Source organism: Microbacterium sp., assembly GCF_043427715.1.
Classification (GTDB): Bacteria; Actinomycetota; Actinomycetes; order Actinomycetales; family Microbacteriaceae; genus Microbacterium.
Map to the genome: position 1 here is coordinate 18,201 of NZ_JBHWTD010000099.1, position 19,900 is coordinate 38,100.

16 protein-coding genes are annotated in these 19,900 nt (G+C 66.3%); 13 read left to right on the plus strand and 3 right to left on the minus strand.

Annotated features, from left to right (window positions below; genetic code table 11):
* Positions 1-21 precede the first annotated feature (21 nt).
* A complete protein-coding gene (locus tag ACHFGS_RS09880; protein WP_394280250.1) occupies positions 22-165 on the plus strand; it encodes a hypothetical protein in 144 nt (47 codons plus the stop codon).
* Between the two features lie 59 nt (positions 166-224).
* Here the strand turns inward: ACHFGS_RS09880 and ACHFGS_RS09885 are convergent, their stop codons facing one another.
* On the minus strand, positions 225-572 hold the full coding sequence (locus ACHFGS_RS09885) for an ArsR/SmtB family transcription factor (protein ID WP_394280249.1): 348 nt from the start codon (positions 570-572) through the stop codon (positions 225-227).
* 89 nt (positions 573-661) lie between these two features.
* Here ACHFGS_RS09885 and ACHFGS_RS09890 point away from each other — a divergent pair, with 89 nt between their 5' ends.
* A complete protein-coding gene (locus ACHFGS_RS09890) occupies positions 662-1,408 on the plus strand; it encodes an aquaporin (protein ID WP_394280248.1) in 747 nt (248 codons plus the stop codon).
* On the plus strand, positions 1,405-1,809 hold the full coding sequence (locus ACHFGS_RS09895) for an arsenate reductase ArsC (protein WP_394280247.1): 405 nt from the start codon (positions 1,405-1,407) through the stop codon (positions 1,807-1,809). Before ACHFGS_RS09890 ends, ACHFGS_RS09895 begins: the two co-directional genes overlap by 4 nt.
* Positions 1,810-2,186: 377 nt before the next feature.
* Here ACHFGS_RS09895 and ACHFGS_RS09900 read toward each other — a convergent pair whose 3' ends face one another.
* A complete protein-coding gene (locus ACHFGS_RS09900) occupies positions 2,187-3,398 on the minus strand; it encodes a DUF2130 domain-containing protein (RefSeq protein ID WP_394280246.1) in 1,212 nt (403 codons plus the stop codon).
* Between the two features lie 192 nt (positions 3,399-3,590).
* Between ACHFGS_RS09900 and ACHFGS_RS09905 the strand changes: the two genes are divergently transcribed.
* The 7 genes from ACHFGS_RS09905 to ACHFGS_RS09935 all read left to right on the plus strand — a co-directional run bounded on the left by ACHFGS_RS09905 (position 3,591) and on the right by ACHFGS_RS09935 (position 14,774).
* Entirely contained in the window at positions 3,591-5,549 is a 1,959-nt protein-coding gene (locus ACHFGS_RS09905; RefSeq protein WP_394280245.1) for a helix-turn-helix transcriptional regulator, read from the plus strand.
* A gap of 8 nt (positions 5,550-5,557) precedes the next feature.
* Positions 5,558-7,222: a type I restriction-modification system subunit M gene (locus ACHFGS_RS09910; RefSeq protein ID WP_394289429.1), complete on the plus strand. Its 1,665-nt coding sequence runs from the start codon at positions 5,558-5,560 to the stop codon at positions 7,220-7,222.
* Positions 7,219-8,412 carry a restriction endonuclease subunit S gene (locus tag ACHFGS_RS09915; RefSeq protein ID WP_394278800.1) on the plus strand — a complete coding sequence of 398 codons (1,194 nt, stop codon included), beginning with the start codon at positions 7,219-7,221 and terminating at the stop codon, positions 8,410-8,412. The genes ACHFGS_RS09910 and ACHFGS_RS09915 overlap by 4 nt, the downstream gene beginning before the upstream one ends.
* Before the next feature lie 65 nt (positions 8,413-8,477).
* On the plus strand, positions 8,478-9,128 hold the full coding sequence (locus tag ACHFGS_RS09920) for a hypothetical protein (protein ID WP_394278801.1): 651 nt from the start codon (positions 8,478-8,480) through the stop codon (positions 9,126-9,128).
* A 25-nt stretch (positions 9,129-9,153) separates the two neighbouring features.
* A complete protein-coding gene (locus tag ACHFGS_RS09925) occupies positions 9,154-10,305 on the plus strand; it encodes a hypothetical protein (RefSeq protein ID WP_394278802.1) in 1,152 nt (383 codons plus the stop codon).
* 87 nt (positions 10,306-10,392) lie between these two features.
* On the plus strand, positions 10,393-11,583 hold the full coding sequence (locus ACHFGS_RS09930) for a Fic family protein (protein ID WP_394278803.1): 1,191 nt from the start codon (positions 10,393-10,395) through the stop codon (positions 11,581-11,583).
* Positions 11,580-14,774, plus strand: coding sequence for a type I restriction endonuclease subunit R (locus ACHFGS_RS09935; protein WP_394278804.1), 3,195 nt, complete (start codon positions 11,580-11,582; stop codon positions 14,772-14,774). Before ACHFGS_RS09930 ends, ACHFGS_RS09935 begins: the two co-directional genes overlap by 4 nt.
* Positions 14,775-15,041: 267 nt before the next feature.
* On the opposite strand, the gene ACHFGS_RS09940 is transcribed toward ACHFGS_RS09935, so the two are convergent.
* Positions 15,042-15,686 (minus strand): hypothetical protein, encoded by a 645-nt coding sequence (locus ACHFGS_RS09940; RefSeq protein ID WP_394289430.1) that lies wholly within the window; start codon positions 15,684-15,686, stop codon positions 15,042-15,044.
* 619 nt (positions 15,687-16,305) lie between these two features.
* Here ACHFGS_RS09940 and ACHFGS_RS09945 point away from each other — a divergent pair.
* The 3 genes from ACHFGS_RS09945 to ACHFGS_RS09955 all read left to right on the plus strand — a co-directional run bounded on the left by ACHFGS_RS09945 (position 16,306) and on the right by ACHFGS_RS09955 (position 19,079).
* Positions 16,306-16,497, plus strand: a complete 192-nt coding sequence (locus tag ACHFGS_RS09945; RefSeq protein WP_394289431.1) for a hypothetical protein — start codon at positions 16,306-16,308, stop codon at positions 16,495-16,497.
* Positions 16,498-16,505: 8 nt separating this feature from the next.
* Positions 16,506-17,249, plus strand: a complete 744-nt coding sequence (locus ACHFGS_RS09950; RefSeq protein ID WP_394289432.1) for a hypothetical protein — start codon at positions 16,506-16,508, stop codon at positions 17,247-17,249.
* A 798-nt stretch (positions 17,250-18,047) separates the two neighbouring features.
* Entirely contained in the window at positions 18,048-19,079 is a 1,032-nt protein-coding gene (locus ACHFGS_RS09955; RefSeq protein WP_394289433.1) for a tyrosine-type recombinase/integrase, read from the plus strand.
* Positions 19,080-19,900 lie beyond the last annotated feature (821 nt).

Below are 19,900 nucleotides of genomic sequence, written 5' to 3' on the forward strand. Positions count from 1 at the left end.
GCCGTCCGTACGGTGGCACGCATGAGTAGACCTGATGAGCACAACACCCAGGGAACGCCGGATGTCGACGAAGAGGCGGACACCGCCTCGGGAGGTGCTCCGGAGCCGCCCGACATCACGACGGACGAGCACGGCCGCCCGGTCGACAACCCTTCCGGCGGCTGACCCACAGGCGCGCCGGCAGTGCGCGCGCGGGTGACCGAGCGCCGACTCGGTGATGTCGCTCATGGACGGAGTGTCTGGGCGGCGTTCTCAAGGGCGTGGGTGACGACGCGGTAGTACGCCCACCGGCCGCGCTGCTCGCGGGTGACGAGGCCGGCGTCGACGAGCTGCTTCATGTGGTGCGAGACGGTCGGCTGGGACAGTCCGACGGGCTCGGTGAGGTCGCAGATGCACGCCTCGCCATCGCTGGATGCGGCGATGAGGGAGAGGAGGCGAACGCGGGTGGCGTCGCCGAGCGCCTTGAACACGCGCGCCGTGTGCTCGGCATCCTCGACGGAGATCACGCTGCCGGTCACGGTCGTGCAGCAGGCCGCATCGTCCGTCGCGAGGAGGGGGAGCATCTGGGGCATGAGCTGATCCTCTCATGTCATATTGACATCTGTCGATACATCGAGCATTCTCGATCCGTCGGGCTTGTCGATGCGAAGGGTGACGGCGAATGGGTGATGTGCTGCCGCGCGCACTGTTCGCACGGAGGCTGCTGGCCGAGTTCCTCGGGACGGGCCTGCTCGTGACCGTCGTCGTCGGCTCGGGGATCGCGGCCCAGCGCCTCTCGCCCGATGATGTGGGCCTGCAGCTGCTCGAGAACAGTCTGGCCACGACGCTCGGACTCGCCGTGCTGATCCTCGTGCTCGGGCCGGTCTCGGGTGGCCACTTCAACCCCGTCGTGTCCGCTGTCGCCTGGGTGATCGGCCGTCGCGCGGGCACAGGCCTCCGCGGGCGCGAGGTCGCCTCCTACGCCTCCGTGCAGATCGTCGGCGGGACTGTCGGCACGCTGCTCGCGAGTGTCATGTTCGACGTGTCGCCCGCGTTCTCCGAAACGCACCGGGCCACCGGTGGCCAGTTCGTGGCCGAAGTGGTCGCCACGGCGGGGTTGGTGCTGGTGATCTTCGCTCTCTCCCGCACCGCGACCACCGCCGTGACGGCTGCAGCGGTGGGCGCCTACATCGGCGCCGCGTACTGGTTCACCAGCGCGACCTCGTTCGCGAATCCCGCCGTCACGATCGCCCGCATGTTCACGGACACCTTCGCCGGCATCGCCCCGGCATCCGTCCTCCCGTTCATCGGGGCGCAGCTGCTCGGCGCCGCTGTCGGCGCTGTCCTTCTCCTCCTTCTGTACCCGACCGCGCCGCGGACCGCGGACCGCGTCACCGTCCCCTCCGATTCCGACCGGGAGCACTCATGACCGACACCACCAAGCCCGCCGTCCTCTTCGTCTGCGTGCACAACGCGGGACGCTCCCAGATGGCCGCGGGGTACCTCCGCGCGCTCGCCGGCGACCGCGTCGACGTCTTCTCGGCCGGCAGCGAGCCGCGTGACACCATCAACCCGAACGCGGTCGCTGTCATGGCCGAAGAGGGCATCGACCTCACCGGCGCCGTCCCGCAGATCCTGACGACGGATGCCGTCCGTCAGGCGGACGTCGTGATCACCATGGGCTGCGGTGACGCGTGCCCGATCTTCCCCGGCAAGCGCTACGAGGACTGGGAGCTGACCGACCCCGCCGGTCAGCCGGTCGAGGTCGTCCGCGAGGTGCGCGACGACATCCGCGGCCGGGTGGAAGCGCTCATCGCCAGCTTGAGCTGACCCTAGGCGGCTGTTCGCGGTTGGCACTGGCACGGTCTATTCCAGGGCGGCACCCGGTGGCTGGTCGCGGGTAGCGTCCGAGCCAGGCTCAGGCCCTTCAGATGCGCGCGTGAGTCCGCATCCAGAGGCTCTCGTGGGACCGGAGATCGTCGCTATCCCAGACTGACGATTCCGCGGGTCGAGAGTGGGCGGGGGCTGGCGTCTCGACCTCCGTCGGAGAGAGGACCCGGCGGGTGCCTCGAGTGCCCGTTGGAACATTGACTCGCGGAGCCTCAGCGCTGAGCGAAATGCCGGCCGAGCACTTTGCTCGGCCGGCATCATCTCCGCGGGCTGCGTCTGCGATTCAGCGAACGCCCGACGGGCTGTGCGAATCCACGTCAGGCCGCGTCCTCTGCGGGAGGAGCCGCGAGCTCAGCGAACCTCGCCTGCATCGTCGGGTTGCCCTTCGTCAACTTCTGCACGGTGAGGGCAGTCGCCTTGTCGTTCGCGAGCCGCAGGTTTCGCTCCGAGCCGAACAGGGCCTCCTTCACCTTCTGCAGCTTGTTGATCGACGCGTCGATCTCCTTGATCGCGGTTTCGAACTTTCGCGACGCGAGGTCGTAATTCTTGCCAAACGCCGCCTTGAACTCGTCGAGCTCCGACTCGAAGCCGGTGATGTCGATGTTCTGACGCTTGACCTGCTCGAGCTCGGACTTGACGGTGATCGTGTCCTGCGCCGCGTTGCGGAGCAGTCCGATGATCGGGAGGAAGAACTGCGGGCGAACGACGAACATCTTCGGGTAAGCGTTCGAGACATCGGTGATCCCGGTGTAGAGGTCGGAGTCCTCCTCGAGGAGCGAGACGAGCACGGCGTACTCGCATCCCTTCTCGCGCCGGTCCTTATCGAGCTTCGCGAAGAAGTCGTGGTTCTTCTTCTTGCTGACGGAGGCGTCGGCCTCATTCTTCATCTCGAACATGATCGAGATGTACTCGACGCCATCGTCGGTGGCATCGCGGAAGATGTAGTCGCCCTTCGAGCCGCCGGATGCGTCGTTGTCCTTCGCGAACTGCGCGTTAGGGAAGGCGAGCGAGCGCATCCGGTTGAACTCGGTCTCGCAGTGGGACTCGAGCGTCTCCCCGAGCAGTTTCACCGACAGCTTCGCCTTGAGGTCCTTGTACCGGTCGATGAGCTCGTCCTTCAGGGCGAGCTCGGTCGCGTGCGCCTTCCTGAGTTCGACTTCGCGCACCGTGCCGGCCGCGGTCTGTGCGGCGAGCGCCCCCTGCACTTCGGTGAGCTGCTGCTGGATCGCGGTCACCGCCTTCGTAACCGCGAGTTCCTGCTCGGATGCCGCGGCGGAGAGCTGTCTCTCGAGGCGGACGATCCGCTGCTCACGCTCCGAGAGGTTCTGCTGCGCCTCCTGCGCTGCTTTCGTCACTGCCAGCGCGATCTCGGCGGCCTTCGCCTGCTCGGCAGCGGCGAGACGGACGTGAATCTCGGCCTCGAACTCGGCGTTTCGAACCTGCCGCACGATGTCCGCGAACTGTGCCTCGTCGATGGTGAACGCGGTCTGGCAGTGCGGGCAGCGGATCTCATTGGTGGTGTTCTTCATGGTGTCCTCCTGGACCGTGGTGTGTTGAGACCCGTGGGCGGGGTGCCCCCCATCACGACCCGCCCACGGTTGTGGCCGAAGCCACGTCGAGAACTATGGCCCGAACCTCCCCGCGCCACACCGAGGACGCGTGATAACCCTCTTTATCAACAGCTTTGTGCATGTGTCCGAAGGTGGTCATAGTCTCAACACATGACTTCCGCCAGCACCGCGCTTCTTACCGACTTGTCGGGCGTGGCGCGACTCGCCGGCGTCCAGCGCGCGGTGGTGTCGATGTGGCGGACGCGATCGGCCGGTGGCGACGACCCCTTTCCGCAGCCGGTCGCTTCAGACACGGGTCGGATGCGATTCGACGCCGATGAGGTCGCCGACTGGCTCGCACGGACAGGACGCGGCAACAATGCGAGTGCGGGTCGGGATGCCGCGATCTCGGCGGCCCCCGACGAGTTGTCCTATAGCGATCCCCGACATGTCGCCGAGCTCGAGGCCCTTGTGGCGCTTGGGGCGCTCACCGACGAGCTGTCTCCCGAGAAGCTTCACGCGCTGGCGACCGAGCACGATCCCGATGACCAGATTCTCCAGCGTGAAGTGGCGGCACACATCTCGCGCGGGATGCCGTGGCTCGATTTCGCCGCGCGGGCCATCGACGCGGCCTACTCGCCGAGTGAGGCGCTCGCGGTTATCGCTCGGCGGGCGGCATCCGTAGCAACGACGTCGGGCTCGTCCGCACCGCTGACGTCCACGGCGGTCGCGCTCGTCACCGAGATGGTGCAGGCGCTCCAACAGGGAAGCGAACGTTCGGTCACCCTCGAGGTGTACGACGTTGACCTCTCTATATCGGTCGTGCTCGCCCTCGGCGACGATACGACGTTCGCGGTGCCGGACGGCGTGTCGAGCCGCCGGCTTCGTCGGCGCCTTCTCGCGTCCGGTGTTCCGGTGTCAGTGCCGGACGAGGCTGCCCTCACGGTGCTGCGTGTGCCGGCTGCGGGAAACGGAGACGTGGTGGCGATGCTGGAAGCGGTCGACGAGGCATCGTTGGCGATGCGCGCCGCGGACACCGCGATCGTCATCGGGCCCGCGAGGGTGCTGACAGACCGGGTCGCCACCAGCGCGGATCGCATCCGCGCTGACATCCTCCGGTCGGGACGGGTCCGGGCAATCGCACGACTGCGCCCAGGCCTCGTGACGGGAGCCCCACGCGAGGCGCTGGCAGTGTGGGTGCTCGGCCCGCCGGTCGGCAACACGCCGATCGGGGACCGCTTCACAGCCGTCGCCGACCTCACCGATCGTGACCTCACCGATGCCACTCGCGGCGACCTCGTCGCTGATCTGGTGACCAGCCTCCAGAGCGCGAGGGAAGTCCGTTCGCGGGCGTTCATGTTCGCGCGATTCGTGCGCACCGCATCGCTGACCGCTGCCGGCGACTCGCTCGTGTCCCACGCCCCGCGCTCGTCGTCGAAGACCATGCGGACCGCCGACCTGCCCGCGCTGCTCGACACCGCAACAGACGAGGTTCGTGGGGACGTCGAGCCGTCATCGACGGTCCCGGCCGACGAACCGGCTCCCGAGCCGGCGCCGATCTCGCAGCTCATTTCAGACCGGCATGCTCGGGTGATCAGCGGTGTCCGTCTCGACCCGATGTCGTTCGGTGACGCCGGGCTCGTGGTCGTGACGGCGGCAGACCTCGAGCCGGGGCGTCACCCGGGCGGCACCCGGATCGACCAGCTGACGTTCGCGACGCGGCATCCGTCGGCGACACTCACCCGTCCCGGCGACGTGGTCTTCCGCACCAGCCCGACGGCGGCGGCGTGGGTCGACGACGAAGGGTCGAACGTGGTCGCTTACCCTGCGAGAGTGCTGCGCGTGAATCCGTCCGACCCCGGCGGTCTCGTTCCCGAGGTGATCGCCGCCGACATCACCGGCGCAGCGACCGGTCCCGGAGCCTGGAAACGGTGGACGCTGAGGCGCGTCCATCCGCAGACCATCGAACCACTCCGCGTCGCGCTCGCCGAGATCGCGATAGCACGCGAGCGCCTCGAGGCGCGAGTGCAGCGCCTCGAGCGCTACGCCGCCCTGCTCGTCGACGGCGCCACCACCGGCGCCGCAGTCATCAGCCCCAAGCCAGCCGCCGACGCGGCATCCACCCAGTGAGGAATCGCATGCCCCGCATTGCTAAGGCCGCGCCGACCGCGCCGTCGACCATGAAAGAGCTGAAGGACACGCTCTGGAAGGCAGCCGACAAGCTGCGCGGGTCGATGGACGCCTCGCAGTACAAAGACGTCATCCTCGGCCTCGTTTTCCTCAAGTACGTGTCGGATGCGTTCGACGAGCGCCGCGACGGCATCCGGGCGGAGCTGACCGCCGACGGCTACGACGAGGGCCAGATCGCAGAGCTCATCGACGACGTCGACGAGTACACGGGCCGCGGCGTGTTCTGGGTGCCCGAGCCGGCGCGCTGGACGTTCCTCGCATCGCACGCGAAGGGCGCGTCGGTCGACGGTGTCGACAATTCGATCGGGCTGCTGATCGATGAGGCGATGGATGCCGTGATGCAGGCGAACCCGCAGCTGACGGGCACGCTGCCGCGCATCTTCAACCGCGACAGCGTCGACCAGCGCCGGCTCGGCGAGCTCATCGACCTGCTGAACTCCGCACGGTTCGCGGCGCAAGGGCAGGGCGGGTCGGACGGGCGCCGCGCGCGTGACCTGCTGGGTGAGGTCTATGAGTACTTCCTCGAGAAGTTCGCTGCCGCCGAAGGCAAGAGGGGCGGCGAGTTCTACACGCCGGCCGGTGTCGTGCGGGTGCTCGTCGAGCTGCTGCAGCCGACGCACGGGCGGGTGTACGACCCGGCGTGCGGTTCGGGGGGCATGTTCGTGCAGGCGGAGAAGTTCATCGATGCCCACCACGGTGAGGGCAGCGACATCTCGGTGTACGGGCAGGAGCTCAACGAGCGCACGTGGCGGATGGCGAAGATGAACCTCGCGATCCACGGCCTGTCGGGCAACCTCGGAGCGCGCTGGGGCGACACGTTCGCCCGAGACCTGCACCCGGACCTGCAGGCTGACTTCGTGATGGCGAACCCGCCGTTCAACATCAAGGACTGGGCGCGCAATGAGGACGACCCTCGTTGGCGTTTCGGCGTGCCGCCGGCGAACAACGCCAACTACGCCTGGATCCAGCACATCCTGGCCAAGCTCGCGCCGGGCGGGCAGGCCGGTGTGGTCATGGCGAACGGCTCGATGTCGTCGAACTCGGGCGGCGAGGGCAAGATCCGTGCCGAGATCGTCGAGGCCGACCTGGTCTCATGCATGGTCGCGCTGCCGACGCAGCTGTTCCGCTCGACCGGCATTCCGGTGTGCGTCTGGTTCTTCGCGAAAGACAAGGGCAAGCGTGCCGGTGAGGTGCTCTTCATCGACGCCCGCAACCTCGGCCACATGATCGACCGCGCCGAGCGTGCGCTCTCCGACGACGACATCGCCCGCATCGCCGGCACCTTCCACGCCTGGATGGACACCCCTCCGGTCGTTGAGCGAGCCGAGGCGGCCCTCCCGGTCGTTGAGCGAGGGAGCGAAGCGACCGAGACGAAACGCCCCACCACCTACACCGACACCCCCGGCTTCTGCTACTCCGCGACGCTCGCCGAGATCAAGGCCGCCGACTACGCCCTGACCCCCGGCCGCTACGTCGGCGCCCCCGAGGCCGAAGACGATGGCGAGCCGATCGAGGAAAAGCTCGCCCGGCTTAGGGCGCAGCTGGAGGTCCAGTTCGACGAGTCGGCGCGGCTGGCCGAGGTCGTGCGCAAGCAGCTTGGACGTGTCTCGTGAACGCGCTCCCGGATGGATGGAGCCGTCGGCGTGTAGAGGACCTGGTGCGGGTGACTCGCGGGGCTTCCCCGCGCCCCATCAACGATTGGATCGCGCCTGAGGGAACCCCCTGGGTCAAGATCTCCGACGCCACTGCTTCGAGTGCCCGCGTGATCACCTCGACGCGCGAGTTCATTCGAAACGAGGGACGGACTCGCAGCGTAGTTGTCTATCCCGGCGACCTAATCGTCTCCAACAGCGCAACACCCGGCATCCCTCGTTTCATGGGGATCGAGGCGTGCATTCACGACGGTTGGCTCTTGCTCCGCGACCTTCGCGGGATCGACCCGCTGTACATGTACTACACGGTCGAGAATGACCGGCCTTTGCTCCTGGAGCAGGGCAACGGATCGATCTTCACGAATCTCAAGACCGAGATCCTGAAGCGTCATCTAATCGCCGTCCCTCCATTGGCCGAGCAGCAGGCGATCGCCGAGGTGCTGGGCGCCCTCGACGACAAAATCGCCGCCAACACCGCCCTTGCCGCGACCGCTGAGCGAGTGCTTCGGGCGGAGATCGACGCGGCATGGCTCCGAGGGGACGACCGGTCATCGGTGTTCTCAGACTGGGTCGACCTGAACCCGAAGGTCTCGGTACCGCGATCCGACTCTGCGATCTACATCGATATGAAACGACTACCTGAGACAGGTTGGTCGATCGACGGGTTCGACCTCCGCGAGCCGAAGGGCGGTGCTCGTTTCCAGAACGGTGACACGCTCCTCGCCCGGATCACTCCTTGCCTCGAGAACCGGAAGGCAGGCTTTGTCGACCACCTCGGCGAAGGTGATGTTGGGATCGGTTCGACAGAGTTCATCGTCCTTCGAGCGCGAGGCGAGGTCGCAGCACCGATCCCGTTCTTGCTCGCCACCGCACCTCGCTTCCGCGACCACGCAATCCAGCACATGGTGGGCACATCGGGTCGTCAACGTGTTGCCGCGTCGGACCTCGCGACGTTCGAGCTTCCGACTCCCGACCGCACGTGGCTCGCCGACTTCGGTGCACGCGCATCGGCGCTCTTCTGCGCAGTCGCAGCACAAAGCGTCGAGAACCGCACCCTCGCCGCGACGCGCGACGCACTGCTGCCGCAACTCATGTCGGGCCAGCTGCGCGTGCGCGATGCCGAGGATGCGGCATCCGCTCTCGGCGTGTGAGCGCGATCGCCACGTCGACCGGTTAGATTCACAAGACTGCACTGTTGCACTGGGGGAACGAACGCATGACCACAACGACTGTGCCGGCGCCGAAGCCGGTCAAGAGGACGCCGATCTGGGCGAAGTTCCTGCTCGTCGTCGTGATCCTCGCGGTGATCGCCGCAGCAGCGCTGATCAGCTTCAACGTCGGCAAGTTCTTCGGCGCGACCGAGTCGCGCGACACCCAGGTGATCCGGTCGATCAAGGGTGAGGAGCAGGTGATCCTCGTCACGGCCGGCATGGCTGAGGTGAAGGAAGAACGTGAAGACGGGCTTCCCATTGCGATCGGCGACTGGGACCTCTTCACGCTCCCCGGTAGCGAGAGGTCAGTGCTCGCCCGGTATGAGTTCGACGCGAAGTTCGGTATCGACGGCGAAGACGTCGAGATCACGAAGACGGGGGACAACGCCTACCGGATCACCATCCCCGAGTTCATCTCGCTCGGGTACGCGGATCCGGTGCTCAGCATCGCGAACAGGGAGAACGGCTTCTTGAGCTGGACGACGCCCGAGATCGCGACGGATGACGTATTCGAGGAGCTGCTGTCCTCGACGGCCATCGAGGAACATATCGACGGTTACCGTCCGCTGCTCGAGGAGCAGGCCGAGACGTTCTATTCCAAGATCGTCGAAGCCATCGACCCCGCGATCGAGCTCACCTTCGAGTTCACTGACTGACCTACTCACAAACACGGAGATCATCATGAGCCCTAAGAAGGATGTCGAAGCGACCAGCGCTCCGCAGATCGCACTCCCCGACGACTTCCAGGATCGCGTGTTCCAAGCGATCGCGGTGCAGCGGCCGGCGGCGACCGCCTACATCAAGGAGATCCGCCGCAAGAAGCCCGACGCGACCCCGGCCGAGGTCATGAAGACCATCGAGTCGCAGTACATCGCGACGACGACTGCTGCGAGCGCGGCGATCGGCGCGTCGGCGTCGATCCCTGCGGTCGGTGTGCCGGTCGCGATCGGGCTCGGTGTTGGCGACCTGATCTTCTTCTACGAGACGACCGCGTTGTTCGCGCTCTGCATGGCCGAACTACGCGGCGTTCCGGTCGACGACCCGGACCGTGCGAAGGCGATCGTCCTCGGTGCCCTCCTCGGGGAGAAAAGGCGGAGCCAGATCACGTCGCTCGTACTTTCGACACTTCCTGCTGGAGCGACCATTGCGGGCGCACGCGGTGCCGCGGGGATCGCCGCCGCCGGCGCTTCGCCGAAGTGGGGTGACTTGCTCGCTCAGCAACTCCCGGACTCGGCGTTGGTCCCGGTCACGATGGTGCTCGCGAAGCAAGCGATCGCGCAGGGCGCGGTCATGGGCACCGTCAAGATCAGCTCGAAGGCCATCCCCGTGATCGGTGCTGCCGCAGGCGCGGCTACCAGCTTCTTCTTCGGCAGCAACGTCGTGAAGTCGTGCCGCGCCGGCTTTTCGGCGCCCGCCGCGGAATGGCCGGAGTGGCTGGAACTTGCCGACGAGGACGGCGACGGCATCCCCGATCCGTCGAAAGCGGTGCTCGCCATGCGCGCGGCATCCGAGTCGGCGAAAGACTTCGGCGAGAACGTGTGGGGACGCATGGTTGATGCGACCGAGGTGTTCCGCAGCGTCGACATCGACGGTGACGGCATCCCGGATGCGCCGCGTGCGGTCACCGCGGTGAAGGATGCCGCGACTGCTGTCGGCGGTGCGGCGGGTGCTACTGCGAAGGCGGTCGGCGGCGCGGCGGCAGGATCTGCTCGCGCCGTCGGCAACGCCGCCACCGGAACGGCGAGCGCTGTCGCCGGCCTGTTCAGGCGCGACAAGAAGGCTGCATCTGATGGAGGCACGGCAGACGAGAGCGAACCGATCGAGCAGAACTAAGTAGGGCCAGGCTTTCGAAATGAGTGCGAAGAAGTAAGCTAAAGCCGGTTTATCTTTCTTCTTCGGGGGGAACTAGAAAGGACGGTCATGCGGACTGAGCTGTATGTTGACGATCGCTTCGGATCGGTCACGAGAAATCCGACCGGAGCGTGGACCCACCCGTACTTCCTGCCGACCGCCATTCCGCGCGAGTTCGCGCTCTCGCCGGATTCGATGGCTGCGGTCTCGCGCGCGGACATCGCGCTCGGCCGGCTGTCAGGGCTGGCCATGCTCATTGACGATCCCGAACTCCTCCTCGGCCCGTCAATGATGCAAGAAGCGCTGTCGAGCTCGAGGATCGAAGGGACGCAGGCATCTCTCAGCGACGTGCTCAGTGCCGAGAGCGTCGACGAACCCATCGACGATGAGAATCTCCGAGAGGTCAGCAACTACCTCGATGCAGCGGCGCAGGGGAGTGCACTTCTCGAGAACTGGCCGCTGACTCAACGGTTCTTCTGTGCACTTCACGCGACGCTCCTGACCGATGTGCGCGGAGAGGAGAAGTTCCCTGGAGAACTTCGGAAGTCCCCGGTCTGGATCGGCTCGCCGAACGCGAGGCCGGAGACTGCGCGGTTCATCCCGCCGCACCACGATCGCATCGGCGAACTCGTTGCCGACTGGGAGCGATTCGTCAACGAACCCTCTACGATGCCTCCGTCGCTGCGGGCAGCGCTCATGCATTACCAATTCGAGACCATCCACCCATTTCTCGATGGCAACGGACGCATCGGTCGCCTCCTCATCGGCTTTCTCCTCGTCAGCGATGGTGTGCTCAGCGCTCCTATCCTCCCGATCTCTGGCTACTTCGAGCGCCACCGCAACGAGTACTACGACCGGTTGCAGTCCGTTCGAGAGCGCGGCGAGATGGAGGAATGGATTCAGTTCTTCTGTGAAGGTGTGGAACAACAGGCGAACCAGTCCGCCGCGCGCATCAGAGCGCTTGTCGAAGTACGCGAGCGCTATCGACGCGAAACGATCAACGACCGCTCCGCGATCACATCGGTCATCGAACTGATCTTCCGAAACCCCGTCGTCACGGTTGCCGCCGTGATGAGGCACGCCAGTGTGAGTCGCCCCGCCGCGTCGGCAGCGCTTCGACGGGCTGAGGCGCGCGGATGGCTGCGATCTGCGGGTCGCTGGGGACGCGGCGGACGAGAGCGGTGGATCGCCACCGAGGTCTGGTCAGCGGTTTCGAGCGAGACGGCTTTCGATCACGACGGGACGGGAGAGTCGGTATGAGCGTTCTGCCCGAATCAGCGTGGGAGCGCGACGCCCTCGACACGCTGGCTGAACCGCTCGGCTGGCGTCCGGAACACGGCGAGAAGATCGCGCCGGGCACCGGCGAGCGCGAGACGTGGGACGATCTGCTGATCCGTCCGCGCCTGCTCGAGGCGCTACGGCGACTGAACCCCGGAGTCCCCGCCGCTTACCTCCAGCAAGCGGTCGCCGAAATCGCGGCCCCGAAGTCGCAGGACGCGATCACCGAGAACCAGCGCATCCATCAGTACCTGGTCAGCGGCTACCCGCTGACCTACATCGACATCGACGGTGTCGAGCAGAACCCGAGGCTGCGGCTGCTGAGCGCCGACCCAACGGAGAACGACTGGCTCGCCGTCAACCAGCTCACCGTCCGCCACGGCGACTTCCACCGTCGGTTCGACATCGTCCTGTTCGTCAACGGAATGCCACTATCCATCGTCGAGCTCAAGCGCGCCGGCGCGGCATCCACCGGTGTCGGTGACGCCTGGAAGCAGCTGCACACGTACCTGCGCGAGCTGCCGATGGTGTTCCGCTTCTGCGTCTTCACGCTCGTCAGCGACGGCCTCAATGCGAAGTACGGCACCCCGTTCACCCCGCTCAACCACTTCGCCCCCTGGAACGTCGACGACGACGGCGGACCCCTGCAGCAACCCCGGATTGAAGAGGGCGCCTCCGTCGAACCGATCGACGACGCGCTCAACGGGCTCTACAACCAGGAACGCTTCCTGCAGCTCGTGCGCAACTTCACCGCGTTCGACGAGCACGCCGACGGGCTCACCAAGCGCATCGCGAAGCCGCACCAGTACTTCGCCGTCGCGAAGGCAGTCGGTTCGACCGTGCAGGCGGTCGAGACCAACGGCAAGGCCGGCGTCGTGTGGCACACGCAGGGGTCGGGCAAGTCGATGGAGATGGAGCTGTACGCAAACCTCGTGTCGCGGCATCCGAAGCTCAAGAACCCCACGGTCATCGTCGTCACCGACCGCACCGAACTCGACGGGCAGCTGTTCCAGGCCTTCGACCAGAGCCTGCTGCTCGCCGAGAAGCCGGTACAGGTGCGCGAACGGGCCCAGCTGCGCGACGAGCTGAGCAATCGCGTCACCGGGGGCATCTACTTCACGACCCTGCAGAAGTTCGGCGTGAGCAAAGCCGAGCGCGACGCCGGTAGGCAGCATCCGCTCCTGACCGACCGTCGCAACGTGATCGTCGTCGTCGACGAAGCGCACCGCAGCCACTACGACGACCTCGACGGGTACGCCCGACACCTGCGCGACGCGCTACCGAACGCAACGCTCATCGCTTTCACCGGTACCCCGATCTCCTTCGCCGAGCGTGACACCCGGGCGGTGTTCGGCGACTACATCGACATCTACGACCTCAGCCGCGCTGTCGACGACGGAGCCACTGTTCCGGTGTACTTCGAGCCGCGGCTCGTCAAAGTCGCGCTCGCCGCCGATGCCAACGAGGACGACATCGATCGCGCCGCCGACGAGTACACGCTCGGCCTCGACGACACCGAGCGTGCTCGCCTCGAGGCATCCGTCGCCGTCGTCAACGCCGTCTACGGCGCACCCGAGCGCATCGAGAAGCTCGCAGCCGATCTCGTGCAGCACTGGGACGAGCGGCGGAAGCGGATGACGCCGTTCCTCGAGTCACCGGGCAAGGCGCTCATCGTCGGCGGCACCCGTGAGATCTGCGCCCGCCTGTACGCGGAGATCGTCCGGCTGCGACCCGACTGGCACTCCGACGCGCTCGACAAGGGGCGCATCAAGGTCGTCTACTCGGGGTCAGCCTCTGACCAGCCACCGGTGAGCGACCACGTGCGGCGCGACTCGGAGAACAAGGCGATCAAGGCGCGGCTGAAGGACGCCGACGACGAACTCGAACTCGTGATCGTCAAAGATATGATGCTCACCGGGTTCGACGCTCCGCCGCTGCACACGCTCTACCTCGACCGGCCACTCAAGGGCGCGTTGCTCATGCAGACGCTCGCTCGCGTGAATCGCACGTTCCGCGGCAAACAGGACGGCTTGCTCGTCGCCTACGCGCCGCTCGCCGACAACCTCGCGAAGGCCCTGTCGGAGTACACGACGTCAGACCAGGAGCACAAGCCGATCGGCCGCGACGTCGACGAAGCGGTCGCGATCGCGGCGGATCTCGTGGCTCAGATTCGCGACATGCTCGTCGACTGTGACTGGCGGGCGATCCTCGCCCGAGGCGGCTCGCGCGCGCTGCGGACCGCAGCGACCACGACGACGAACTATCTGCGCGACCCGGCCCACCCGTTGAACGATCCAGAACTCGGGAACGACCGGCTCGCCGTCCGGTACCGGACCGCGACCGGGCAGCTCGCGCGGGCTTGGGCGCTCGCGTCGGGCCGCGAGGGCTTGGCTGAGCTCCACGACGAGATCGCCTTCTACGAGGAGGTCCGCGTGTGGATGGCGAAGTTCGACGCGATGGAGCGGCAGTCGCGAGACGAGCCGATTCCGGAGGAGATCTCGCGTCTGCTCAGCTCGCTCGTCGCAGAGTCCATCGCCCCGGGCGAGGTGCTCGACATCTACGAAGCGGCCGGGTTGCCGAGGCTCACCCTCGACGACCTCGGCTCCGAGTTCCTCGCGAAAGCACAGGCAGCGCCCAACGCGCACCTCGCGATCGAGGCGTTGCGGAAGTCGCTGACGGATGCCGGTTCCTCGGCCACGCGCGGCAACCTGGTGCGCCAACGAGCGTTCTCGGAGCGGATCGCCGAGATCATGAACCGGTACACCAACCAGCAGCTCACCTCGGCGGAGGTCATCGCCGAGCTCGTCGAGCTGGCGAAGGACGTCGCGGCCGAGGCCTCCCGCGGATCGACGTTCTCGCCCCCGCTGTCGAGCGACGAACTGGCGTTCTACGACGCCGTTGCGACCAACGAGTCCGCGGTCGATGTGCAGGGCGAAGATGTGCTCGCGCAGATCGCGCGAGAACTGGTCGCCGTCATGCGCCGCGACGTGCGCACGGACTGGACGGTGCGCGACGACGTCCGTGCGAAACTGCGATCGTCGATCAAGCGGCTGCTGGTGAAGTACAAGTACCCGCCGGACAAGCAGCCCGAGGCGATCAAACTCGTCATGGACCAGATGGAATCGATGGCACCGCGGTATGCGGGGGAGCGCTCGGTCCGAGCGGCCAATTGATGGACTCCATATGGGAGCCGCGCGCAGCTTTCACCTGGATTTCCACAAGTCGGCGCTCGGCGCCCTCCGCGAGAACGGCCAGGATGTCGGTGCGTTCGAGGCCATCGCGAGTCAGCGCTGGGGCTCAGCCGCGCCGGGCAAGCTCTGCAGCGACATGATGTTCGCCGATGGTCTTCGTCTGTTTGGTGTCCGCCACAGGCCCGAGGTTATCCCGGATGGTGCTTTCGATGGTGACCAGACGGCTAGTGATAGCCCGCCGAAATATGATCAGTGGTTTGGACAGATGCCGCTTGAGGGCAGCTCGATCCAACATTCCGGGCAGACGTCGGCCGGCTTCCGCATGGCAGCACTCCGTGTGAAGCCACTCCGGCCGAGCCGGTTCACCGGAAGCGGGATGAGTTCGCCTCTGCCGTCCGGATGGCGGAAATAGATTGATCCGCTGTTGATGTAGTGGACCAGGCTCCCGTCCGAGGGAACCATCGCAATATAGCTCCCGGCGGGCGGGATGTACGCCTCACGGAAGTCGAACCGTGCAAGATGCTCGCGGACGGCGGGAAGATTCTCGAGGGGGAGGCGGAACTCACGCAACGCCGCATCGAAGGAGGGGAAGGTTCGCCGGCCGCGCTCGTCGTCGAGGCCTTCCACCACGAATCCGAGCTCGTGCAGGCGGCGCGCGGCCCCACTCTTGCCTCCGCTGATCTCGCCGGCGGACACCGCAACCCCATGCTGGACCTCGTACGCGGCAGCGAAGATCGCCTTCGAGTCATACCTGCCCGTGTCGGTCACCAGGAAGTATTCTCGCGCCTCGTGGAAACCGTACTTCTCGAGAAACGTCCACCGTCCGAGTCGATCGAACTCAGCGAGCGCGGCGCGCACCGCGTCGGGGTCTGTCAGTTCTGCGTACGCCACCATGCCTGAACGATATCCGCGGGCACTGACGCGGGTGACGTCCCGCTGGTTGGTGCCGCTTGACGAGATCGCGAACGCGATGGCTGTCGCGGCGGAGCTCGGCGGCGGGGTGGCCGAGGAAGAGTTGAAGCGCTAGGCGCTGAACATGTTCGGCGGGAAGCGGATGACGTCAGGCATTGACGCGATCCTCACGGCCGGGAACGAGCGTGCGATGAAGACAGGCCGGATTTCTCGAGATGAGAGAGGTGTGTTATCGCGGTCCAGTTCTAGTGCCGCGATGGAAAGCCAGCCGCTATGGGCAACCGCAACCCACTTTCCGAAAGCTTCGCGATCACTGGGCGCACAGGGCGCGGGCCAATGCCTTGGCCCAGGCGGTCGCGGTGCTGTGGACGATGGGCGGGCGTGAGATCGCGCCCCCAGATGGATCTCCCGACCATATGTCGCTGAGCGCGCGACACTCGTGGCGAGAAGTAGGGGATTCCGCGTGGTCTGCATGCGAAGAGTAGATTCGCCGTCGGCGTGCTCTGGAGCGGTGCGCGCTTTCCGACTTCGTTGTCGCGCCGGCGCCTCAACACGCCGCGAGGGATTGAGCAATGTCGCAGCCTGCTGGCATCCTGGCAACATGACGACCGGGGAAGTAGTAGTAGAGATCCTCTCCCTCGACGATGTCAACGAGCGTCATCGTGAGCTCCTCGATGATGTCGGCGTTTCGATTTCAGAGTTGCGTGATCGGGCACGCGAATACGAACTCACGATTGACGAGCTTGAGGTTCTGCGCAAACTCGAGCGTTTCGAGTTCCTCGCGGGTCGCTGAGTCCGCGGGTGGATGCGCTCGAAGAGGAAGCCAATAGCTTTGCGCTCGACTTGATGGAACGACTCGCTCGCGTCCTGCCTGTCGGCGACCTCGGGTTCACATCAATCGCAGCAAAACAGGACGATGGTACCGCGCGCATGTCAGTTGCGTCTGCTGCTCCCGGCGGCATTGAGCTACAGATTCACCAGTCTCCTCGTCTGCAGCTTGCGGTCGACTACCAATTGGTCATGAGTCCGACCTCGCAACGCGCGACGGTCTTGCGTTCGGCGTTCTGCGTTCGGCCCTGGCAGGTCGCGCGCCCCCTCTTCACGGTGGACTACATTCGTGACGCCAGCTCGAACATCCCAGCAGCCCACTACAACGTGCACTTCAACCACGACGCGGTGACTGACCAGCTCCTACGGGCTGGCGCATCGCGCCGAGGAAAGGTGCACACGAAGAAGGCGACTGGCGGTTCGCAGCCTCGGCTTGCAGATTTGCACTTTCCAGTCGGTGGGCATCGTTTTCGCCCCTGCGTTGAAGATGTGATCGACATGCTGTGGGCGGAGTTCGGCATCGACATGCGGCCCACCGCGCGAGGAGCTATTGAGGAAGGGCGCGCGCATTGGCGCGAGATGCAGTTACGTGCCGCGGTGAGCGACCATCCGGCTGCTGCCATCGACGAACTGCGGAAGCTCGGCTACGAGGTCACTTGGCCCCATTCGGGTATGCCGGAGCCAGACACTCGGCGGGACCGAATTCACGCGATGTAGTTCGTCATTCGAGATTGAGGAGCTTCGGCGAGGGAGCACGGGTCGATCGATGGCTGTGGCACGTGGCGCGCTTGTCGGAAGCTCGTGCGATCAAGGGTCGTTCGGCGGGGCGGCAGAGATCGGATCGATCGCCCGTGTGCTTGGTGCCCGGATGCGGCAATTGATGCCTCCGAGCTGCAGATCGCTCGGCTGAAGGATCTCCTCGAGGGCCCTGAGGCAGAGCAAAACTTCGCTACCCCAGGCCATCGCCACGCGAGCGGTACGAACGCTCGCGACCCACTTGGAGGTGACTAGTGTCAACCGGTTCGAGAAAGTGACACCTTGCGTGGGAAGTCACAGTGGAGGGGCTGACGGGAATCGAACCCGCGCTGTCTGCTTGGGAACGTTGCTAGGACCGCCTCCGGCACCCGCCTAGATCCGGGATAAGGCCCGGTCAGGTGCGGAATAAAAGTAGCATAGAGCGACACCAAACGACACCAAACGACACGACACGAGTGCACGCGAGTGCACGCCGGGCACGTTTCTTGCCCGATTCGCGCGGTTCGGGCAGGGTCATCTTTGGCGGTCACATTCCAAGGGGGTAGTCAGTTGACATTCGCATGCGAGGGCAGCAATCATCGGGCCGGCGAACAGGGCCACGACGAGACGGCATCCGCTGCGTGGCTCGTGGAGATGGCATGCTCACAGTGCGAGTGGAGTGACTCCGTGCGGCTGTGCGCGAGCCGTGTCCGTGCGATCCGGGCCAGTGTGTGCACTATGTCGTGCCCGCAATGTGCGGCGGTGATGTCCTGGCGGTCGATGTGGCGCGCACTCCTGGCCATCGATGTGCCGCGAATCGGACGCGACGAGCCGGTGCCCAGCGCGGGGAATGCGCCGGCCGATGCGCTGATACAGCAGTTCGGCGAGTACCTCGAATCACGGCGACGTGCCGCCGGCACGATCAAACAACGGTTGCGCCACGTCCGAAAGTTCGCGACCAGCTACCCGGAGCTGGCGGCGGTCACACCCGAGCAAGTAGACGCATGGGTAAGGGCGCAGGCTGAGGGCAAGATGCCGGCCACTGTCAACAGCGTTATCAAGTCGCTGCGGGCGTTCTACCGTTGGGCGGACCGCTTCGGGGTCGTGCGGCCCGATCCGACGATGTTGCTCGACATGATCCCGAACCCTCACAGGATGGGGCGCACGGTCTCCGACGACGAGCTGGCCCGCGTGCTCCCAGACGTGACGGCACAAGTTCGGGCAATGCTCTTGTTGGGTCGACTGGCGGGATTGCGGCTCACCGAGATTGCATCGTTGCGCGTCGACTCACGGGCAGGGGACTGGCTAACGATTGTGGGCAAGGGCGACAAGCAACGGCGCATTTTCGTCGTGCCGGAGCTGGCGGCGGCGTTGGACGCGATTACCGGCGATTCCGCGTTCTTCTTCCCTGCGCGGCCAGCGGGCGGAGTAGAGCAGATCGGTAGTGGCCGCTGGCGGGCGCGGGTGCGACGAGCAACCGACGAGACGCTATCGCCGGGCACGTTCGCGACACGCGAAGAGGCAACGTCTTGGCTCGCGGCCACCGCTGTGCCCGCTCACATGCACCCGCACAGTGTGCACAAGATCATCAAGCGCGCGGCGGGCATCAATCCCCATGCGCTGCGCCATGCGGCCGGGACGGCGGCGTATCAGGCGACGAAGGATCTGCGCGCGACTCAGGCATTCTTGGGGCATTCCAGCCCGAACACGACGGCGATCTATGTTCACGTCGCAGACGATGCACTACGCGCGGTCACCACGGCCGGAGCGCTCGCCCCGGGGCAACCCACGCGGGCACACCGGGTGGGGTGACGTTTCCGCCACCCCTGTGGAAAACGACTCCAGGCCGGCGAATCGGGAGGATGGGGGGGTCGCACGGGTGCGGCGGGGTCGCTCTCGAGGGGCGACGGTCTCGGGCACGAGGTGCGCGGCCAGCTCGAGGTCGCGGGCGCTGGCTCGAGGCCGTGGGGTGCCAGCTCGAGGTCGCGGGGCGCCAGCTCGGGGTCGTGTGCGGCCAGCTCGAGGTCGTGGGCGACGATCCCGGGCACGTGCTGCGCGCGGGCCAGCTCCGGGTCGCGGGCAGGTGCGGCGGGGTCGCTCTCGAGGGGCGACGATCTCGGGCACGAGCTGTGCGGCCAGCTCGAGGTCGCGGGGAGCCGGCTCGAGGTCGTGAGGGGCGTGTGCGGCCAGCTCGAGGTCGCGGGGAGCCGGCTCGAGGTCGTGAGGGGCGTGTGCGGCCAGCTCGAGATCGTGGGCCAGCTCGAGGTCGTGGGGCGGCGGGCATGTGCTGCGCGGGGGCCGGCTCGAGGTCGTGAGCGACGTGCGGCCGGCTCGAGGTCGTGGGGGTGCCAGCTCGAGGTCGCGGGCAGCCAGCTCGGGGTTGCGGGGCGCCGGTTCGGGCATGTGCTGCGCGGGGGCCGGCTCGAGGTCGTGAGCGACGTGCGACCGGCTCGAGGTCGTGGGGGTGCCAGCTCGAGGTCGTGGGATGCCAGCTCGAGGTCGCGGGCGATGATCCCGGACACGTGCTGCGGCGCGGGCCAGCTCGAGATCGTGGGCCAGCTCGAGGTCGTGGGGCGGCGGGCATGTGCTGCGCGGGGGCCGGCTCGAGGTCGTGAGCGACGTGCGACCGGCTC